General features: G+C 63.5%; 16 protein-coding genes and 1 pseudogene. 11 read left to right on the top strand and 6 right to left on the bottom strand.

Features of this window, described 5'->3' with window-relative positions:
* The 5 genes and pseudogenes from H0W47_RS10805 to H0W47_RS10780 form a co-directional block, all read left to right on the top strand.
* Positions 1-1,684: TonB-dependent siderophore receptor (locus H0W47_RS10805; RefSeq protein ID WP_296924148.1), on the top strand; the 1,684-nt coding region annotated here is incomplete at its 5' end.
* A gap of 23 nt (positions 1,685-1,707) precedes the next feature.
* Positions 1,708-2,852: pseudogene (locus H0W47_RS10795) on the top strand (PepSY-associated TM helix domain-containing protein).
* Positions 2,849-3,034 (top strand): hypothetical protein, encoded by a 186-nt coding sequence (locus H0W47_RS10790; protein WP_296924146.1) that lies wholly within the window; start codon positions 2,849-2,851, stop codon positions 3,032-3,034. The pseudogene H0W47_RS10795 and the gene H0W47_RS10790 overlap by 4 nt, the downstream one beginning before the upstream one ends.
* Positions 3,035-3,432: 398 nt before the next feature.
* On the top strand, positions 3,433-5,628 hold the full coding sequence (locus H0W47_RS10785) for a TonB-dependent siderophore receptor (protein ID WP_296924144.1): 2,196 nt from the start codon (positions 3,433-3,435) through the stop codon (positions 5,626-5,628).
* 135 nt (positions 5,629-5,763) lie between these two features.
* Positions 5,764-6,534, top strand: a complete 771-nt coding sequence (locus H0W47_RS10780; protein ID WP_296924142.1) for a DUF4198 domain-containing protein — start codon at positions 5,764-5,766, stop codon at positions 6,532-6,534.
* Positions 6,535-6,681: 147 nt separating this feature from the next.
* Here H0W47_RS10780 and H0W47_RS10775 read toward each other — a convergent pair whose 3' ends face one another.
* Complete coding sequence (locus H0W47_RS10775) at positions 6,682-7,557, bottom strand: LysR family transcriptional regulator (RefSeq protein WP_296924140.1); 876 nt, start codon at positions 7,555-7,557, stop codon at positions 6,682-6,684.
* A 101-nt stretch (positions 7,558-7,658) separates the two neighbouring features.
* On the opposite strand from H0W47_RS10775, the gene H0W47_RS10770 reads away from it, so the two are divergent.
* Positions 7,659-8,120: a multidrug/biocide efflux PACE transporter gene (locus H0W47_RS10770; protein ID WP_296924138.1), complete on the top strand. Its 462-nt coding sequence runs from the start codon at positions 7,659-7,661 to the stop codon at positions 8,118-8,120.
* Positions 8,121-8,131: 11 nt separating this feature from the next.
* On the opposite strand, the gene H0W47_RS10765 is transcribed toward H0W47_RS10770, so the two are convergent.
* The 3 genes from H0W47_RS10765 to H0W47_RS10755 form a co-directional block, all read right to left on the bottom strand.
* Positions 8,132-8,947 carry a metallophosphoesterase gene (locus H0W47_RS10765; RefSeq protein ID WP_296924136.1) on the bottom strand — a complete coding sequence of 272 codons (816 nt, stop codon included), beginning with the start codon at positions 8,945-8,947 and terminating at the stop codon, positions 8,132-8,134.
* Positions 8,944-9,915 carry a diacylglycerol kinase family protein gene (locus H0W47_RS10760; protein ID WP_296924134.1) on the bottom strand — a complete coding sequence of 324 codons (972 nt, stop codon included), beginning with the start codon at positions 9,913-9,915 and terminating at the stop codon, positions 8,944-8,946. The genes H0W47_RS10765 and H0W47_RS10760 overlap by 4 nt, the downstream gene beginning before the upstream one ends.
* A gap of 78 nt (positions 9,916-9,993) precedes the next feature.
* Complete coding sequence (locus H0W47_RS10755) at positions 9,994-10,674, bottom strand: SIMPL domain-containing protein (protein WP_296924132.1); 681 nt, start codon at positions 10,672-10,674, stop codon at positions 9,994-9,996.
* A gap of 305 nt (positions 10,675-10,979) precedes the next feature.
* Here H0W47_RS10755 and ompR point away from each other — a divergent pair, with 305 nt between their 5' ends.
* Both ompR and H0W47_RS10745 read left to right on the top strand, forming a co-directional pair.
* On the top strand, positions 10,980-11,717 hold the full coding sequence (gene ompR, locus H0W47_RS10750; protein ID WP_296924128.1) for a two-component system response regulator OmpR: 738 nt from the start codon (positions 10,980-10,982) through the stop codon (positions 11,715-11,717).
* A 67-nt stretch (positions 11,718-11,784) separates the two neighbouring features.
* Positions 11,785-13,161 (top strand): sensor histidine kinase, encoded by a 1,377-nt coding sequence (locus H0W47_RS10745; RefSeq protein ID WP_296924125.1) that lies wholly within the window; start codon positions 11,785-11,787, stop codon positions 13,159-13,161.
* A 272-nt stretch (positions 13,162-13,433) separates the two neighbouring features.
* On the opposite strand, the gene ispF is transcribed toward H0W47_RS10745, so the two are convergent.
* Positions 13,434-13,913: a 2-C-methyl-D-erythritol 2,4-cyclodiphosphate synthase gene (gene ispF / locus H0W47_RS10740; RefSeq protein ID WP_296924123.1), complete on the bottom strand. Its 480-nt coding sequence runs from the start codon at positions 13,911-13,913 to the stop codon at positions 13,434-13,436.
* Positions 13,914-14,004: 91 nt separating this feature from the next.
* A complete protein-coding gene (gene ispD / locus H0W47_RS10735; protein ID WP_296924121.1) occupies positions 14,005-14,820 on the bottom strand; it encodes a 2-C-methyl-D-erythritol 4-phosphate cytidylyltransferase in 816 nt (271 codons plus the stop codon).
* Between the two features lie 115 nt (positions 14,821-14,935).
* On the opposite strand from ispD, the gene mfd reads away from it, so the two are divergent.
* The 3 genes from mfd to H0W47_RS10720 all read left to right on the top strand — a co-directional run.
* Complete coding sequence (gene mfd / locus H0W47_RS10730; protein ID WP_296924119.1) at positions 14,936-18,412, top strand: transcription-repair coupling factor; 3,477 nt, start codon at positions 14,936-14,938, stop codon at positions 18,410-18,412.
* The gene (gene serB, locus H0W47_RS10725; RefSeq protein WP_296924117.1) at positions 18,409-19,119 is read left to right on the top strand and encodes a phosphoserine phosphatase SerB; all 711 of its coding nucleotides are present in this window, start codon (positions 18,409-18,411) and stop codon (positions 19,117-19,119) included. Before mfd ends, serB begins: the two co-directional genes overlap by 4 nt.
* A 2-nt stretch (positions 19,120-19,121) precedes the next feature.
* Positions 19,122-20,161, top strand: a 1,040-nt coding sequence (locus H0W47_RS10720; protein ID WP_296924115.1) for an ABC transporter transmembrane domain-containing protein, incomplete at its 3' end; no start/stop codon positions are given.

Here is a 20,161-nt window from a genome sequence, read left to right as displayed (position 1 = left end):
CTACTACACCAGCACCACGCGCACCGAGCCCTACACGCTGGAGCGCCTGGAGGTGCTGCGCGGTCCATCCGGCATGCTGTTCGGCGCGGGCACGGCGGCAGGTGTGGTCAACATGGTCAGCAAACGGCCGCTGGAGGAAACCCGGCGCGAGGTCGGTGTGCAGTTCGGCAGCTACGGCCGCAGGCAGCTGCAGGCCGACCTGACCGGCCCGCTGAGCGAAGACGGGCGGTGGCTGTACCGCCTGGTGGCACTGACGCGCAAGTCCGACACCCAGGTTGACCACGTGCCGGACAACCGCAGCCTCATCGCCCCCTCGCTAACCTGGCGCCCCACCGCGGCGACATCGCTGACATTGCAGGGCCTGTGGCAGCAGGACAAGAGCGGTTCAAGCTCGCAGTTCTTCCCGTGGGAGGGCACTTTGCTGCCCAACCCGAACGGCACCCTGCCGACCGACCGCTTCATTGGCGAGCCCGGCGATTACTACAACTCCGAGCGCAGCAGCTTCGGCTGGCTCTTCGAGCACAAATTCAACGACGCCTGGACGGTGCGGCAGAACTTCCGGGCCGCCAAAAACGAAAACGACAACCGCTACCACTACGGGGACTTCTTCACCGTCACCGGCGGCTGGGGGGCGGACCCGTTGGGCAAACGCAGGCTTGGCCGCTACAACGACAGTGGCCTGACGCGCAACCGCATCTCGACGCTGGATACCCATGCCGAAGGCCATTTCAACACCGGGGCCTTCCAACACACGCTGCTGATGGGTGCAGACTTCCAGCGCCAGCGCGAAAACGTCTGGGTCGGCTCGACCTTCAGCACGATCGATGCCTATGCGCCGGTCTACGGCAAGCTGCTGATTCCGGTGCGCGCAGCCAGGCCGGGCACCACGCAGCGCCAGGCTGGGTTTTACCTGCAGGACCAGATCAAACTGGACAACTGGATCTTCCTGGCGGGCCTGCGCCATGACCGCGCCGTTTCGGGCGCGCAAGGCAGTCCCGACGAAGAATGCAAAGCCACCACCAAACGCCTCGGGGTGATGTACAAGCTGCCTACGGGCTGGTCGCCCTACCTGAGCTATGCCGAGTCCTTCACCCCGCAGGCTGCGCGCGCAGGCCAGACCTTCAAGCCGCTGCGCGGCGAGCAGTGGGAAGCGGGCCTGAAGTACGAGCCCGAAGGCCGCGCGCTGGCATTCAGTGCCGCCGTTTACGACCTGCGCGAGAACAACCAGATCGCCTCGCCGCAAGTCAACGTCTTCACCCAGATCAGGGCCACGCGAACCAAAGGAGTTGAGCTGGAAGCGCGGGGCTCCGTGAATCCCAGGCTCGAGGTGATCGCGCATTACAACTACACCGACCTCGACAAGCAACTCGAAGGTGTGCCCGCGCACCAGGCCAGCGTCTGGGCCAAGCAGCGTTTTGCCATCGCGGGCGTCAACGGCTTCTCTGCCGGTGCCGGTGTGCGCTGGATGAGCTCTTTCCGCGATCTGCAGGGCGGCGTCGGCCCGGAGATCGCATCCTCCACGCTGCTGGACCTGGTGTTTGCCTACGACACCGCGCAGTGGCGCTATGCGCTGAACATCAACAACGCGACTGACAAGACCTACTTCAGTACCTGCCTGGCGCGCGGCGACTGCTGGTACGGCGCGCGGCGCAATGTGGTGGCAAGTGCCACCTATCGCTTCTAGAACTTCCTTCGGCCCCAACCACGATGAACTCCCGAAAAATCAAAGCCTGGACCTGGGTCCACAAGTGGAGCAGCCTGGTTTGCACCGTCTTCATGCTGCTGCTGTGCATCACCGGTTTGCCGCTGATTTTTCATCACGAGATCGGGCATCTGCTGGGCACCGAGGTCGAAGCCCCGCCCATGCCCGCCAACACGCCGCGCGCCAGTCTGGACCGCGTCATCGCCGTGGCGCACGCGCTGCACCCCGAGCGCGTCGTGCAGTTCGTCTCGCAGCCGGAAGACGACGACGGCCTGTGGTTTGTCACCCTGACGCCGACGCCCGCGCCGACGATGACTTCAAGTCGGTCGCCGTCGATGCACGAACCGCCGCGGTGCTGGCCCAACCGAAGTTCGACGAAGGCTTCATGTATGTGATGTTCAAGCTGCATGTGGACCTGTTTGCTGGCCTGCCCGGCAAGCTCTTCCTCGGCTTCATGGGGCTCTTGATGCTGGTGGCCATCGTTTCGGGCGTGGTGCTGTACGCGCCCTTCATGCGCAAGCTTGATTTCGGCACGGTACGGCGCGAGCGCCGGCCGCGCCTGAAGTGGCTGGACCTGCACAACCTTCTGGGCATCGTGACGCTGGTCTGGGCCTTCACCGTGGGTGCCACCGGCATGATCAACACTTGGGCCGACCTCATCATCAAGTACTGGCAGCACGACCAGCTCAGCACCCTGCTGGCGCCCTACCAGGGCCAGCCACCGGTGCCGCCGGCCGAACGCGGTTCACTGCAAGCCGCGCTGGACAGCGCCCTAGACGCTGCGCCCGGCAGCAAGCTGTCTTTCGTCGCCTTTCCCGGCACGGCGTTTTCCAGCCCGCACCACAACACGGTGTTTCTGCGCGGCAACACGGCCCTGACCTCACGGCTGCTGACGCCGGTGCTGGTCGATGCACGCAGCGGCGCAGTGACGGCCAAGCCAGACCTGCCCTGGTACCTGACCGCCTTGCTGGTGTCGCAACCGCTGCACTTCGGCGACTACGGCGGCCTGCCGATGCAGATTCTCTGGGCCCTGCTCGACATCGCCACCATCATCGTGCTTGGCAGCGGCCTTTACCTGTGGTTCAAACGCGGCCAGCCGCAAAACCTCGCGCAGGAAGCCGGCGTTGCGCTGCCGGAGGCTGCGCGATGAGGCCGGCTTTCGGGCAACTTTGGGGCTGGCCCATCGCTTTCGGCCTGCTCAGCGCCACCGGCCTGCTCAGCGCGCTGTTCTCCGATGGCTGGGGCGATGCCTGGTCCTGGCTGGCACTGGGCCTGCCGGTCCTTGCCATGGCCTGGTTTGCCTGGCGGCCATACACGCCCGGCCAGCGCTGAAGTCCTCACGTTTCTCACTCAAACCAAAGGAACCCATCACGTCCTCTTCCGCATCAGCTTTCTTGTGGTCGCACTCGTCGCCACCAGCGCCGCCCAGGTTTCTAACGAACATACAAGACAAATATGACCTCAGCCCGCGCCCCTTCTTCGTCAGCAGCTATTATTTTGATAGCATCCTGAGATCACGACTTTTTGAGAACCCAGATCGAGCTGGCCAGCAAGGTGGGCACTCAGAACGACTTGCAGTGCCGGATGGGCGAACTCGGCTAAAAAATAAATAGTTGATAAAGTGCAATCAAATGAGAATACTTCTTATTTGATTATTAGAATAGCTGCACCCGCCAGCCGACACGCGCCGTGTGAAGCCAGCCAGCAATTTGATTGGTCTGTGCTTCATCATGACTGCGTCTTCCCGTTTTTCCTCTCTCACTTTCGCCTCGAAATCGCCTGCGGCCTTTACCAGGCAAGCGCAAACAGCGACCAGATTTGTAGCAGCTTGTGCGCTCACGCCGCTTGCGCTGTGCGCCGCGCAAGGGCTTGGGGCGCAAACCCTGCCCGGCGTCACCATCCGCGCCAACACCGACCAGGGCTATTCCCCCAGCACCAGCAGCACCGCGACCAAAAGCAGCGCCCCGCTGCGCGACATCCCGCAGTCGGTCAATGTCGTTCCGGCGCAGTTGCTGCGCGACCAGGCTGCGCGCTCGATGGAAGATGCGTTGCGCAACGTGCCTGGCGTCGCTGCCAGCCACGGCGATGGTCAACGCGACCAGGCGTTCATCCGCGGTTTCTCGGCGATTGCCGACCAGTTTGTCGATGGCGTGCGCGACGATGCCCTGTACTTTCGCGACCTCTCGAATATCGAGCGGGTGGAAGTTCTCAAAGGTCCGTCGGCCGTGTTGTATGGCCGTGGCTCGTCGGGTGGCTTGATCAACCGCGTGACCAAGAAACCCAAATTCGGGGAAAACTCCGGCGAAACAGCGCTGATCCTGGGAAGCCACAAGCAAAAGCGGGTAGAGGCCGATGTGAACCTGTCTCTCGGCGAGGCGGCGGCCTTTCGCCTGAACGCGGCGCGCGAAGACTCGGGCAGCTACCGCGACCAGCAGTTTGTGGACCGCTACAGCTTTGCGCCTTCGCTGGCGCTCAAACTCGGCGCCCAGACCGATGTACTGCTGCAATACACCAAGGCACGCGATCAGCGCGTGACCGACTTTGGCATTCCCGCGCTGAACGGCAGGCCGGTGGCCGTGCCCGCCAGCACTTATTACGGCTCGGGCAACGCCAGGCGCGACGACACCAGCACCAGCCTGGTGGACTCCTACACCGCCATCTTCAACCATCACTTCAATGATGCGTTCAGTGTTCGCAACACCACCCGCCACTACACCTACGAGCTGGACCGCTACAACACCCTGCCCGCTGGCACGACCGACCCCGTGGCATTGACGGTCGGTCGCACCCGCAGCCTGGTCTTGCGTGATGAGTCTGGCTGGTTCAACCAAACCGACTTCACTTACAAAAATACCCTGGGCGGCTTCAAGCAAGAGTGGCTGTTTGGCATGGAGCTGGGCCAGCAGAAGCGCCGGTCAGAGTCCGTGTCGGGGGTGCCAGACCGGGTGTCGCTGTTCAACCCCGGCCGGGTCATGCCACCGGCTTTCGCCGCTGCCAACTTTGCCGCCGACAGCGCCATCCCCAACCACACGACACAGGACATCCTGGGCCTGTACCTGCAAGACCAGATCACGCTGGCGCAAAACTGGAAAGCGCTGGTCGGCGTGCGTTATGACGAGTTCAAACAGGCCACCCGCTGGGATCGCAAACTCCCCGCCCTTCAGCGCACCGACCGGAGCTTCAGCCCGCGCGCTGGCCTGGTGTGGCAACCGACCGATGCACAGTCCTATTACTTGTCGTACAGCCGGTCCTTCCAGCCTTCGGCTGAAACTTTTGCGCTGGCTGCCAACAACGCAGCGAACGAGCCCGAAATGACGCGCAACGTCGAAGTCGGCGCCAAGCTCGATTTCCTTGACGGTGCGCTCAATGTGACGGCTGCCTTGTTCAACCTCGAGCGCACCAATATCAAAAACGTGGACCCGGCCAACCCGACCCGCCAAATCAACGTGGGCACCCAGCGAACCAATGGGCTGGAGTTGGCCGCCAGCGGTCGCCTGCCTGGCCAATGGGACGTGAGCGCCGGCTATGCCTATCTGGACGGCGAGATGGTGTCGTCAGTGGCAAGGGTCAACACCTTGCAATTGCCGGTGGTCGCCGTTTCGTCGCTGGGCAAAGTGCCCGCGCTGACGCCGCGCCACTCGGCCTTCCTGTGGGCCATGAAGGGGCTGGGCGGCGGCTTCAGTCTGGGCGGGGGCCTCAACTACGTGGGTGAACGGTTTACCTCGCTGACCAACAGCGTCACCCTTCCCTCTTACCTGACAGCGGACCTGGCTGGCAGCTACAAAGTGGGCCCTTATGAGTGGGGCGTGAACCTGAAGAACCTCACTGACAAGGCCTACATCGTCTCCAGCCACGGCAGCCACGACAACCTGATCCTGCCCGGTCCGCCGCGCGAATTGCAGGTGGCGCTGCGGGTGAAGTTTTGAGCCTGTCCACGACAGTTAAAGGCAAAAAAGCCATCCAGCCCTTTCCCGCCGGGCGTAAGCAGCTCCTGAATTAATAGCAACATTCGATGCCCCGAGGCGTCGGATCGTTTTATCGACCACCACAAACTCATCGCCATGAACCACTTCATCCTCCCCGCTTTCCGTCGCCTCGCATTCATCACCGGGCTGTTCATGCTGGGCAGCGCACAGGCGCACCACGTCTGGATTGAGCAGCCCGAAGCAGGCCAGAAAAGCAAAAACGCCACCCTCTTCTTCGGCGAGTTTGGCGACAATCTGCGCGAGGTCTCACCCGGGCGCCTGGACGGTTTCGTCAAGCCGGTGGCCCTCAAGATCTCCAGCAAAGGGGCCGAGTCGCTGGACATCCAGAAAACGCCAGGCGGTTTTGTCATGGGTGCTCATGCGTCCAGGGGCGATTCCATCGTGGCCGAAGACCCGGCCTACCCGATCAGCGAGCGCAAGGAAGGCGAAGCCACCGTGCGCGTGCTGTACCACCCCGCCGCCCGACTGGTGACAGCCTTTGCCAGGCAAGAGCCCCAACTCACGCTGGACCTGGTGCCCACCGGCAGCAGCGGTAAAGACGGCAAAGACGGCGTGGAGTTTCAGGTTTTTTACAAAGGCCAGCCCCTGCCCAACGCCAAGGTGGAGGCGATCACCGCCGCGGGCTGGAGCCAGCAGCACCGCGCCAACGAGCAGGGCAAGCTGACGGTGAAGCTGCCCTGGAAAGGCACCTATGTCCTCGAAGTCAAACACGCCGCCAGCGCAGGTACACGCGGCGCAGACAAGTACGACCGTGCCAGTTACGTCACCAGTCTGACGGTGATGCAGGGCAAAGGTGTGACGCCGCTGCCAGCGCCACCCGCTGCCAGACCGAATGACATGAAGTGACCGACGCAGGCGTGCGAGCAGCCCGCCTGCTACCCCGTCGTATCCCGCCAGCCCGCACCTCGCGGCGGTCGGCAGCCAGCAACCCCCTGAACCGAACTGACAAGCCGGTTTTGACCCCCTTTGCGGGGTCTCTTTGCAAGGTAAATCTTATAAAACCGGCGCGGCCAGCATCTCGTGCAGCAGCCAGGTGCCGGCGCGGCCCAGCGGCCGCTGACGCGACCAGACCGCGTCCACGGGCACCCTTTGCGGCCAGCCGCGCGCATCCAGCTCGCAGAGTTTGCCGGCCGCAAACCGCGTGACCATCCAGCGCGGAATGGCGGCCCAGCCGAAGCCCAGCACCGCCATTTCCATCAGCATCAGATAGCTGGGCGCCGACCAGGATCGGCGCGCAGCCGGCATGATCTGGTCGGCCCGGCCCAAGTAGGTGTCCAGCCGCAGCTCGCGGTGCTGCGCCAGCATCTGGGGGGTGATATCGCGCTGGCCGGCCAAGGGGTGACTGGTGGCGACGAACAGCGTGATCTCGGACTGCTCGGCAATCGTCGCCGACCCAATGTCGGGCGGGTACACGCCCTGCGCGCCAACCACGCCGATGTGGGCACGGCCGGTTTGAACCAGCGACACCAGGTCGCCGTGTTCAGCGATCAGGCACTCGAACTCCAGGTCGGGAAAGTGTTGTTCGAAGGCCTTGAGCATGTCTTCAAAATGATCCGACTGGTAGGTGTCAGACCAGACCACGCTGAGCCTGGCTTCCAGACCGCCGCCAAGCTGGCTGGCCGACAGGTCCAGCCGGTCGCTGGCGGCCAGGATCTCCTGCACCTTGCCCAGCACCACCCGGCCATGTTCGGTCAGCGCGGGCTTGCGGCTGCTGCGGTCGAACAGGGAGAGGCCCAGGTCAATCTCGAGATTGGCAATCGCCGTGCTCACAGTGGACTGGCTTTTGCCCAGCTTTCTGGCGGCGGCTGAGAACGAGCCCAAAGTGGCAGCTTCGGCAAAGGCGGTCAGGGCTTCGGGAGAGTGGCGCATGGAGGAAATCTATCTGATTTGTAGATGGCTATCAACTTTTATCTATTGAAAATAGCGATAAAGATACAAGCATCTTCACTTCCCGCACAGCAAAGTCAGCCATGAGCCTCATGGGCCTTCAGAAGTCCGTCAAGGAACGCTTTTTTCACGCCCTCGGCTTTGAGGTGCTGGCGATTGCCATCTGCGCGCCGCTGGGTGCCTGGCTGCTCGGTTATTCGCTGGTCCACATGGGGCTGCTGACCTTGATGATTTCACTGATCGCGATGGTCTGGAACATGGTGTTTAACGCCGTGTTCGACCGCGCCCAGCGCCGCATGGGCTTCAGGCGCACCCTGGGCGCGCGCGCAGTGCATTCGGTACTGTTCGAGGTTGGCCTGATTCTGGCCGTGGTGCCGCTGGCTGCCTGGTGGCTGGGTATCGGGCTGTGGGAAGCATTTGTGCTGGACATAGGCATCGTGCTGTTTTTCCTGCCCTACACCTTTGCCTTCAACTGGAGTTACGACCACCTGCGCGCCATCATCGTGGCAAGGCAGGTGCGCAAGAAGGCACTGTCGGCGGCCTGAACCCGACTGGATCAGCCGGCCGGGTCGCGGTCGAGCAGTAACTCGCTCGAATGCACGAGTTCAAAACGCCCACTGGTCGCCGCGTGGTCCCAGCGCTCCACCCAGCACAAGGCCTGGCCAGGTTCATGCCGCAACAGGTTGACCGAGTTGGGCGCCTCGCGGCGCACCCGCGTCGATAGCGCCGTGCCGGCCTGCACACACCAGATGCGCCGCGCCAGACCCGCCACCCGGGACGACATGTCGCAGACATACGGCAGATGGATGTGCCCGCCCATCACGATGTCGGCGCCGGCCGCAGCCCAGGCGCGCACCGCCGGCTCCCAGCCTCGCAGGCGGTCGTGTTCGTCTTCAGCGCGCAGCACCATCACCGGCTGGTGCACCACCACCACACGCAACTGGGCTGGCGCGGCTTCCCGCAGCTCAGCCACCACGCGTTCGATTTGCGCAGCCGAAACTTCGCCGTTTTTATGCCGCCAACGCCGTGTGGTTTTGACACCGATCACGCAAACTGCGGCGGTCTGCAGGGTGGCCTCAATCTGCGGGCCGAAGGCACGCAGGTAGTCCTTGTAAGGGTTGAAAACACGCTGCCAGAGGTCGTACAGCGGAATGTCGTGGTTGCCGGGCAGCGACAGCATCGCCGGGATCGCCAGCCGGTCGCAAAACGCCCGCGCATCGCGGAACTGTTGCGGCTTGGCGCGTTGCGTGATGTCTCCCGACAGCACCAGCAGATCGGGCCGTTCGGAATGAGCGAGTTGCACCAGGGCCTCGGCCACATCCGGCTGTACGGTGCCGAAATGCGGATCGGAAATCTGCAGCACGACGCTCATTGCACTTCCGCCCGGTCCGCCGGCGCGGGCACCAGCAGCAGCAACGGCCGGGGCGCAACTTCAAACACCAGGGGCGTTCGCATCCAGGCGGTCTCTCCGTCGGTCGCCACCTTGATGCGTTTGACGCCGCGCGGCGTCACCGTCAGCCGGCGGAAGGAGAAACTGTCAATATTGTCATCCTCGCCGAGCTGACCCAGCAGACCACGCATCAGCAGGCCGAAAAGGGCCAAGGTGCCTAGGGGCCGTACCACGATGGCGGCGAGTTGGCCCTGCTCCACCGCATCGGCTTGCTGCTCGGCGATGCCGACCCGCGCAAGCTGCAGGCGGTTATTGCCGACAAACAGCGTGGGCGTTCGCAGGGCCACGGCCTGGCCGGCTGATTCGATCTGCAGGTGCAATTGTTTGCGGTTTTGCAGCACGGTGGCGAGGCCGGCGAGAAAAGCCACGAGCCGGCTGCGCCCGAACTGGTGCTTCCAGGCCTCGCGGTCTTCAAGCAATTGTGGGTACAGCCCCAAGCTGGCGTTGACCAGGAACAGCCGGCCATTGACCTGGCCGGCCTGCACCGCCTGCAGGTTGGCGCTCAGAAGCGCCCGCACCGCCGCGGCCGTGTCCTGCGGGATTCCGTGCACCCGGCCGAAATAATTGAAGGTTCCCTGAGGCAACACGCCAAAGGGGCAGCCGCTGGCTAGCACCAAGGCAGCCACCGCGTTGATGGTGCCGTCGCCGCCTGCGGCAACCACCACACCCTCACGTGACTGCGCCAACCCGACGGCGCGGCGTGCCACCTCGCTGATGCGCGCAGGATTGTCGACCAGCAAAAATTCAAAGGCGCGCCCGCCTTCTTCAAAGACGCGCGCTATCAGTGCCTGCTGCTCATCGCTGTTGTGATGGCCGGAGCCTGCATTGAGAACGACAAAAAAAGGGCCGCGGAGTGCGGCGTTTTCGGCAGAAGCGGGGATCACGGACATTTCTCAAGGGTAAGCGCCGCCAGGCGCCGGGTCTGTCAGCCAACAGCCCTTCACTCCGGCGGCGCACGTCTCCCGGGCTTATTTCATCTGTACCGAACCGGAGACGTTGACCATGACCGTGCTTTTGCCAGCCTCGACCGGGATAGGCGATGAGTCGGCGGATTTGGCTTCCATCGCCATCATGCGGGGACGAATCGGGCCTTGGTCATTGGCGTTGATGGACACCTCACGCAAGGTGTAGCTGTTGAAGCCAAAACTGCGCGCGACTTCGGTGGCTCTGGCCTTGAAACTTTCGATGGCCTGGGCTTGGGCCTGGCCTTCGACTTGTGCGCGCTGCTCGCGGCTGAGCGCAAAGCCGACATTGCCCAGCGTCATCGTCTGGATCCTCCCGGCGGCCGCTGTGATGCGCGGGAAATCCTTGCCCTCAAGCACCAGCTCGGTCCGACCCTGCCAGCCGTTGATCTTGCCGTCCTTGCTGTAGCGCGGGTAAAGACTGAAATTGCCGGTGCGCACATCCATGAGGCCGGACTGCGCGGTTTTTTTGGCTTCCACCAGTGCGGCATCAAGCGCCGCCTTGAGCTGGCTCTGGACGGCAGCGGCATCGGCACCGTCGCGCGTGGTGCTCATCATGATGGACAGCAGGTCCTGCTGCACCTCGACCGAGCCGTTGGCAGAGATTTGGGCCACGTTCTGCAGTGGCAGCTGGATGGCCTGAGCCCATAGGCCGGCGCTGCCAAATCCCAAAAGACAGGCGGCCATGATTGTTCTGGTATTTTTCAATGTGCACTTTCAAAGGTTGTACGGTCGTCCTCGGCATGAGTCAGAAGCCGGCAAGAGTCCGAAGCGAAAGCGGGACAATAACTTGCGTAAGCCCCCATGCTTGTCAGCAACGGGCTCCATCTGCAGTCATTCTGCAGCGCAATCATTGCCTGCTGCCCTTATCTGCCTGATCTCCAGCATGATTGCAGGCGAAAGTTCTGTAACAGTGTGTCAAAGTGACCCGAATTTGGCGATTCGACGTTTTTAGCCGACAAAATGGCTCTGTTACAAATTACGATGCCACCATGACCCAAGCTAGCAACACCCCCCGCGCCGACAAGATCCTGATTCTTGACGACGATGCCCGCATTCGCGACCTGCTGCGCCGTTATCTGACTCAGGAAGGTTTTGAAGTTATCCTGGCAGAAGACAGCAAGGCCCTGAACCGTATCATGATGCGCGACGCCGTGGACCTCATCGTGCTGGACCTGATGATGCCCGGCGAAGACGGCCTGTCGATCTGCCGACGCCTGCGTGCCGCCAACGACCGCACGCCCATCATCATGCTGACCGCCAAAGGTGAAGACGTGGACCGCATCGTCGGGCTGGAGGTTGGCGCCGACGACTACCTGGCCAAACCATTCAACCCGCGCGAACTGCTGGCCCGCATCCACGCGGTGCTGCGCCGGCGGCCGGCGGCCGAAGTACCGGGCGCGCCCTCAAGCGAGCAGGAGGTCGTCAACTTCGGCCCTTTCACTTTTGACATGGGCCTGCGCACGCTGCAAAAAAACGGTGAGGAATTGCCGCTGACCACTGGCGAATTCGCCATGCTCAAGACCCTGGTGCGGCACCCACGCCAGCCGCTGTCACGCGAAAAACTGGCCCAGCTGGCACGCGGCCGCGAGTTTGAACCCTTCGACCGCAGCCTGGACGTGCAGGTCTCGCGCCTGCGCAAGCTGATCGAGACCGATGCCGCCGTGCCGCGTTATATCCAGACCGTCTGGGGCATTGGTTATGTGTTTGTGCCGGACGGCACGAATTAATTCCAGTTCACGCTCGCAGCCGGCCGTAATGCCGGGCCCCTAACCAGCGTCAAAATTTACCCCACCCATGCAAGGCACCAGCCCCGCTGCTCTGGAAACTGCCCCGGCACCACTGGAGATGCGCCCGCGCCTCGGGTTCAGCCTGTTCTGGCGTACCTTCTTCTTCCTGGCGCTGCTGCTGATCGGTTGCATCGTGGCATGGCTGCAGACCTTTCGAGCGCTCGAGTTCGAACCCCGCGCGATGCAGAGTGCCCAGCAACTGGCGTCCCTGGTCAACCTGAGCCGCGCAGCCCTCAAATATTCGGACTCCATCACCCGGGTGTTCCTGATCAAGACGCTGGCTGAAGAGGAAGGCGTGCGCATCTCGCCACGCGAACCACGCGACAAGTACGAACAATTCGTCAACGACCCTTTCGGCGAACGTATCGGTGCCGAACTGACCGCCCGCATGGGCAAAGGCACGGTGGTGGCCAAGTCGGTCAACGGGGTCGCCGGACTCTGGGTCGGTTTCACCATCGACGGTGACGCCTACTGGCTGCTGACCGATCCCTCACGCCTGGGGCCGATGCAGGGCGGGACGTGGCTGGTCTGGCTGATCACCGCGGCTATCCTGTCACTGGTCGGTGCGGCCCTGATCGCGCGCCTGATCAACCGCCCACTCAAGCAGCTGTCGTTTGCGGCCAGCCGCATGCGCGATGGGGATTTCGACGCCAGCCTGCTTGACGAGCAGGTGGCCACCAGCGAAATCCGGGAGGTCAACATCGGCTTCAACCGCATGGCCGAACAGCTCTCCAAAATCGAAGAAGACCGGGTCATCATGCTGGCCGGCATATCCCACGATCTGCGCACACCGCTGGCGCGCCTGCGCCTGGAAACCGAGATGAGCGTGGCCGATGCCGAGGCGCGCGCCCACATGGCGGCTGACATCTCCCAGCTCGATGCCATCATCGACAAGTTCCTGGACTACGCCCGGCCTGACCCGCCGCAACTGGGGCCTGTGTCGCTCAACGCCATCATCAACTCGGCGGTGTATGCAGTGGCCGACTACGCCGACATGCGCGTCAATGTCACCCTCTCCGGGCAGATCATGGTGCTGGCCGACGAGGTGGAGTTGTCACGGGTGATCGCCAACCTGCTGGAAAACGCCAGGCGTTATGGCAAGACACCGGAAACCGGCGTGGCCATCGTCGACATCGCAGCCAAGGAGCGCGACCAGTGGGTGCTGATCAAGGTGCGCGACCACGGCACCGGCGTGGCCCCTCATGCGCTGAACAACCTGACCAAGCCCTTTTATCGCGGCGACGCGGCGCGCACCGCTGCCACGGGCGCCGGTCTGGGCCTGGCGATTGTTGAGAAAACCCTGCACCGCATGGGTGGCGTGTTTGCGCTGGCCAACACCGCATCGGGCGGGCTGGCGGCGCACATCAAATTAAGGAGAGGCTGAATAGGGCCCCCACGTTCGCGCACTGCGTGTCGCTCTCTGCCCCCCGAGGGGGCCGCTGCGCCTGCGGTCTGGCAAAGCCGGACCCACGGCCAGCACTGGACGGCCCCCACGTTCGCTCACTGCGTGTAGCTCTCTGCCCCCCGAGGGGGCGCTGCGCCTGCGGGCCGGCAGAGCCGAACCCGCGGCCCCTGCTGGTACGGAAAATTGGCGCATGCCGCGCGACTGAGCATCAAATCGGGTTACAGCCCCCGTCCACAAAGCGCAGGCAGCTATTAAAACAATAGCGCCACAGCGCGGGCTTCCATGCTCAGGCCTTGGCCCACCGGGCCGAGTTTTTCGGCGGTTTTGGCTTTTACATTGACTCGCGACACGTCAAGGCCCAGCGCATCGGCCAGGCGCTGGCGCATCGCCGGGATATGCGGGGCCAGTTTGGGCGCCTGGGCGATCACCGTGCTGTCGATGTTGCCGATGCGTAGGCCGCACTCGGCCAGCAGCCGGCCGGTCTCGCGCAGCAAGGCGATCGAATCGGCGCCCTTGAAACGCGCATCAGTGTCGGGGAAATGGCTGCCAATATCGCCCAGCCCCGCGGCGCCCAGCAGCGCATCGATGACGGCATGGGTCAGCAGGTCCGCATCCGAGTGGCCGAGCAGGCCGGTGCCATGGGGCACGGTCACGCCACCGATGATCAGTTTGCGTCCCGGCACCAGCGCATGGGTGTCCCAGCCCTCGCCGATCCGGAAAGGGGCCCCCACGCTCCCCACTTCGTGTGGTTCGCTGTCCCCCGAGGGGGCGCTGCGCCTGCGGACCGGCAAAGCCGGATCCGCGGCCCCGGCTGGTAAAGAGTCAGATGGGTTCGTGGCTGGCGTCATCAGATACAACTTTCTGCACGGCTTTCGGTGCCGCAGCCTTGCGCACCCTCGGTTTGACGGGTGTGCGGCTTTTGATCAGCGCTTCAGCCAGCACAAAGTCTTCCGGCCAGGTCACCTTGAAGTTATGCGCACTGCCGCGCACCAGTTTCGGTGCCAGCCCCACCGCTTCCATCGCGCTGGCCTCGTCGGTGACGGCTTCGCCCAGCGTCACCGCCATCTTCAGCGCCTGCGTCAGTGCGCCCAGGCGGAACATCTGCGGCGTTTGCGCCTGCCATTTGTCCTCGCGCGGGAGCGTCGCCACCACCCTGTCGTCCTGTCCCTGCTTGAGCGTGTCGGGCACCGGCTGCGCCAGCAGGCCGCCCACCGGGTCGCTGTGACAGGCGTCGATCAGCTGATCGATGAGGGCGGCAGCGATCAGGCAGCGCGCGGCATCGTGCACCAGCACCCAGTCGTCGGCTTCGCCGCCGCCGGCGGCAAGTTGTTCGAGTCCATTCAGCACACTGGCGGCGCGGCTGGCGCCGCCACAGGCCGCCACATCCACACCGTCTGGCGCCCGCCCGTCCAGAAATGAATCCCCGGGAGCCACCACCACCAGACAGGATGCGATGCGCGGCACCCCGGCAAACGCCTTCAGGGTGTGCAGCACCATGGGGGTGCCGGCAATCGGCTGGTATTGTTTCGGCAGCGCCGCATGCTTCGCGCTGTCCCCGACGGCCCGTGTGCCCTGCCCCGCACAGGGGATCAGCGCAAAAAAACGCGGAATCAGGGATTTCGGAGCGGCAAGCGTCATGGGCTGATCATAGATTCTAAAATCAGGGTCTCAAAGTGCGTGACACCCCATTCCAGCCGGTTTGGGGTGTTTCCCTTTTGTCCCGTCGATTTCCGATACTTTTTGCGACTGCCTCATGGATTTACCCAAACTGCTTCCCGGCAAACGCTACACGCTGCCCCAGCCCACCGGCTCGGCCGACACCCTGTTGCTGGCACAGCTGGGGCTGAAAGAAAAAGCTGCTGGCCGGTTGACCGCCATCGTCACCTCGGACGCGACCGCAGCCCAGCGCCTGATCGACGAAATGGCTTTTTTTGCGCCGGAGCTGCGTTGCGCGCTCTTCCCCGACTGGGAAACCCTGCCCTACGATACCTTTTCGCCGCACCAGGACCTGATCAGCGAGCGGCTGGCCACGCTGTGGCGCCTGCATGCCTCAGGCGGCCAGCGCAACAAGGACAGCGGTGTGGATGTCGTGATCGTCCCGGCCACGACGGCGCTGTACCGCCTGGCTCCGCCGGCCTTTCTGGCGGGCTACACCTTTCATTTCAAGGTCAAACAAAAACTCGACGAGGCCAAACTCAAGAGCCAGCTGACCCTGGCCGGCTACAGCCACGTCACGCAAGTTATCAGCCCGGGTGAATACGCGGTGCGGGGCGGGCTGATCGACCTGTTCCCCATGGGGTCACCCGTGCCCTACCGCGTGGACCTGTTCGACGACGAGATCGACTCGATACGCACTTTTGATCCGGACAGCCAGCGCAGCCTCTACCCGGTGCCCGAGGTCCGCTTGTTGCCGGGCCGTGAATTTCCGATGGACGACGACGCCCGGGCGCGCTTCAGGAGCCGCTGGCGCGAACTGCTGGACGGCGATCCGACCAAAAGCCGGATTTACAAGGACATCGGCAACGGCGTCGCCACCGCCGGCATCGAGTACTACCTGCCACTGTTTTTTGAAGAGACCGCCACGGTGTTTGACTACCTCGGCAGCGACGCTATGGTGGTGCTGCACGGCGACCTGGAGCCGGCCTTCCAACGCTTCTGGCAGGACACCAAAGACCGCTACCGGCTGGTGCGTGATGCGCCGGACCGCCCGGCGTTGCCGCCTGAATCGCTGTTCCTGAGCACCGAACAGTTTTATGCGCGAGCCAACGACTACCCGCAACTGGCCATTCGCCCCGCCATCGAGGACGTGGCCGATAGCGCGCATTACCAAAAGCTCGGCGAGATGTCGGTGGTGCGCGGTGCCGAAGACCCGCTGGCCAAGTTCAAGGCCCATATCCGTAACACGCCGCAGCGCGTGTTGGTGCTGGCCGAAAGCGATGGCCGGCGCGAAAGCCTGCTGGACTTCCTGCGCGCCAGCAGCCTGAGCCCGCCCGCCTTCGATTCGCTGGAAGACTTCCAGACCAGCGCAGAAAAACTCGGCATCGCCACGGCGGCCCTCAACACCGGCTTCAGCTGGCTGGCCGGCGACATCGACTTTGTCACCGAAACCGAGCTGTTCGCTGCCGGCGCGGTGACGCGCCGCCGCAATAAAAATCAGGAGCGCGTCAGCGATGTCGAGGCGCTGATCAAGGACTTGTCCGAACTTAATGTCGGCGACCCGGTAGTGCACAGCGCCCACGGCATAGGCCGCTACAAGGGCCTGGTCAACATGGACCTAGGCCAGGGCACGACCGAGTTCCTGCACCTGCAATACGCCGACGAAGCCACGCTCTACGTGCCGGTCAGCCAGCTGCAGCAGATCAGCCGCTACACCGGCGTCAGCGCCGACGAGGCACCGCTGCACCGCCTGGGCAGCGGCCAGTGGGAGAAAGCCAAACGCAAGGCCGCGGAACAGGTGCGCGACTCGGCCGCCGAGCTGCTCAATATCTACGCGCGCCGCGCGGCCCGCGAAGGCCATGCCTTCCGCTATTCACCCGACGATTACGAGGTGTTTGCCAACGACTTCGGCTTCGATGAAACCGCCGACCAGCGCGCCGCCATCCATGCGGTGATCCAGGACATGATCAGTCCGCGCCCCATGGATCGCCTGGTCTGCGGCGACGTGGGCTTCGGCAAGACCGAAGTCGCCTTGCGCGCGGCCTTCATCGCCATCACAGGCGGCAAGCAGGTGGCGCTGCTGGCGCCCACCACCCTGCTCGCCGAGCAGCACTACCAGACCCTGGTGGACCGGTTTGGAAAGTGGCCGGTAAAAGTGGCCGAGATGAGCCGCTTTCGTTCGGCCAAGGAAATCACAGCTGCGATCAAAGGCATCGCCGACGGCAGCATCGACATCGTGGTCGGCACCCACAAGCTGCTGAGTCAGGACGTGAAGTTCCAGCGCCTGGGCCTGCTCATCATCGACGAGGAACACCGCTTCGGTGTCCGCCACAAGGAGGCCATGAAGGCCATGCGTGCCGAGGTGGATGTGCTGACACTGACCGCCACACCAATCCCGCGCACCCTGGGCATGGCGCTCGAAGGCCTGCGCGACCTGAGCGTGATCGCCACCGCGCCGCAGCGGCGTCTGGCGATCAAGACCTTTGTGCGCAGCGAAAGCAACGGCGTGATCCGCGAGGCGGTGCTGCGCGAATTGAAACGTGGCGGCCAGATTTACTTTTTGCACAACGAGGTCGAGACCATCCAGAACCGACGCGAAAAACTCGAAGCCCTGCTGCCTGAGGCCCGCATCGCGGTGGCGCACGGGCAGATGCCCGAGCGCGAGCTTGAAAAAGTCATGAAGGACTTCATCGCGCAGCGCTACAACCTGCTGCTGTGCTCCACCATCATCGAGACTGGCATCGACGTGCCGACGGCCAACACCATCGTCATGAGCCGCGCCGACAAGTTCGGCCTGGCGCAGTTGCACCAGTTGCGCGGCCGCGTCGGCCGCAGCCACCACCAAGCCTATGCCTACCTGATGGTGCCCGACATCGAGGGCCTGACCAAACAGGCCAGCCAGCGGCTCGAAGCCATCCAGCAGATGGAAGAACTCGGCTCCGGCTTTTATCTCGCCATGCATGACCTGGAGATTCGGGGCACCGGCGAGGTGCTGGGCGAGAACCAGAGCGGCAACATGATGGAGATCGGTTTTCAGCTCTACAACGAGATGCTCAATGAAGCCGTGGCTTCGCTGAAGGCCGGGCGCGAACCAGATTTGCTGGCGCCGCTGAATGTGAGCACCGAGATCAACCTGCATGCACCGGCCCTGCTGCCCAGCGACTACTGCGGCGACGTGCATTTGCGCCTGTCCTTCTACAAGAAACTCGCCACGGCGAAGAACATCGACCAGATCGATGCCCTGCTCGAAGAAATCGTCGACCGGTTCGGCAAGCTGCCCGCGCAAGCGCAGACGCTGATCGATGTGCACCGCTTGCGGGTGATCGCCAAGCCTTACGGCGTCGTCAAGGTCGATGCCGCACCCACCCTGATCAACATCACCTTCAAAAAGGACCCGCCCATCGACCCGATGGCGATCATGCAGTTGATTCAGAAGAACAAACACATCAAGCTGGCCGGCAACGACAAGCTGCGCATAGAGCGCGAACTCAAGGAGCCCAAGGACAGAGCGCAGATGGTGCGCGATGTCTTGCGCTCGCTCGGACAACCCACCACGGAAACCGCCTCCGCATGACCTCCTCAGACATCACTCCCGGCCTCGTCGTCAATATCTCCGCCCCTGATCTGAAGCTCAGCCAGTTCAAGCTGATTGCCTTCGACATGGACTCGACCCTGATCAACATCGAGTGTGTTGATGAAATCGCCGACGCTGCCGGCCGCAAGGCCGAAGTCGCCGCCATCACCGAAGCCGCCATGCGCGGCGAGATCACCGACTACAAGGACAGCCTGCGGCGGCGCGTGGCCCTGCTCAAGGGCGTGAGTGTGGACAGCATGGAAGAGGTTTACCACGAGCGCCTCAAGCTCAACCCCGGTGCTGCCGAACTGGTGCACGCCTGCAAGGAGGCGGGCATGAAGGTGTTGCTGGTCAGCGGCGGCTTTACCTTCTTCACCGACCGCATCCAGCGCGAGCTGGGCATCGACTACACGCGCTCGAATGTGTTGGAGGTCGATACCGGGTTGCTGACCGGCCGCATGGTCGACCAGCCTTGGGGCGATATCTGCGACGGCGAGGAGAAGAAAAAAATGCTGCTGGAAACCTGCGCCATGCTGGGCATCACACCCGACGAGGCGATTGCCATGGGCGACGGCGCCAACGACCTGCCGATGATGGGTGTGGCTGGTCTGTCGGTGGCTTACCATGCCAAACCGGCTGTGCGCGCGCAGGCCATGGTCGCCATCAATGAAGGCGGGCTGGACCGGCTGCTGGAAGTCTTTTCCTGAAAATGGGTTTGCTCAAACGCTTCGAAAAGCTGCTGCACGCCTACCCTGACGCGGAGCCGGTGCTGCCACCCAAAGGTTTCGTCGCCTTCGTCTGGGCCGCTTCCGAGGGCGCACGCGGCTACATCCTGCTGTTGGCCGGCCTGTCGGCCAGCATGGCGATCTTCAACGCGCTGCTGTTCGCCATGTTGGGCCGCATCGTCGACTGGCTGTCGGTGACGCCTGCGGCAAACTTCTGGAATGAGCGCGGCCCCACGCTGGCGCTGCTGGTTGTGGTCGTGGTGGCCAGCGTGCTGGTCTTGGCGCTGCAGACCATCGTCAAGCACCAGACCCTGGCCATCAACTTCCCGATGCGCCTGCGCTGGAACTTTCACCGCCTGATGCTGGGCCAGAGCCTGTCCTTCTACCAGGACGAGTTCGCCGGCCGGCTGACCACCAAAGTCATGCAGACGGCGCTGGCCGTGCGCGACATGCTGTTCGTAATGGCTGACGTGCTGGTGACCATGGGCGCCTATGTGGTGGCCATGACGCTGCTGGCGGGATCCTTTGACACCAAGTTGGTGCTGCCCTTTCTGCTCTGGCTGGTGCTCTACATGCTGTCGCTCGCTTACTTTGTTCCGCGCCTGGGCCGCATCGGCGAGCAGCAGGCCGATGCGCGTTCGCTGATGACCGGCCGCATTACCGACGCCTATACCAACATAGCCACTGTCAAGCTGTTCTCGCACACCCAGCGCGAAGCCGGTTTTGCGCGCGCCGCGATGCGGGACTTCATGAAGACCGGACACCGCCAGATGCGTCTGATCAGCCTGTTCGAGATCGTCAACCACACGCTCAGCATGGGGCTGATCATCGGCATGGCTGGCACCTCGCTGTGGCTGTGGTCCGAGGGTTCGGTTGGCGCCGGCGCCGTGGCGGCAGCCACCGCGATGGCGCTGCGCCTGCAGGGCATGTCGCACTGGATCATGTGGGAAACCACCAGCCTGTTCGAAAGCGTGGGCACGGTGCAGGACGGCATCAACACGCTGTCGCGTGCGCGCACCATCGT

The sequence above is a fragment of the Polaromonas sp. genome, from assembly GCF_013817205.1.
Taxonomy (GTDB): Bacteria; Pseudomonadota; Gammaproteobacteria; order Burkholderiales; family Burkholderiaceae_C; genus Polaromonas.
The sequence above is the reverse complement of the archived record's forward strand: the minus strand, read 5'-3'. Positions and strand labels throughout refer to the sequence as shown.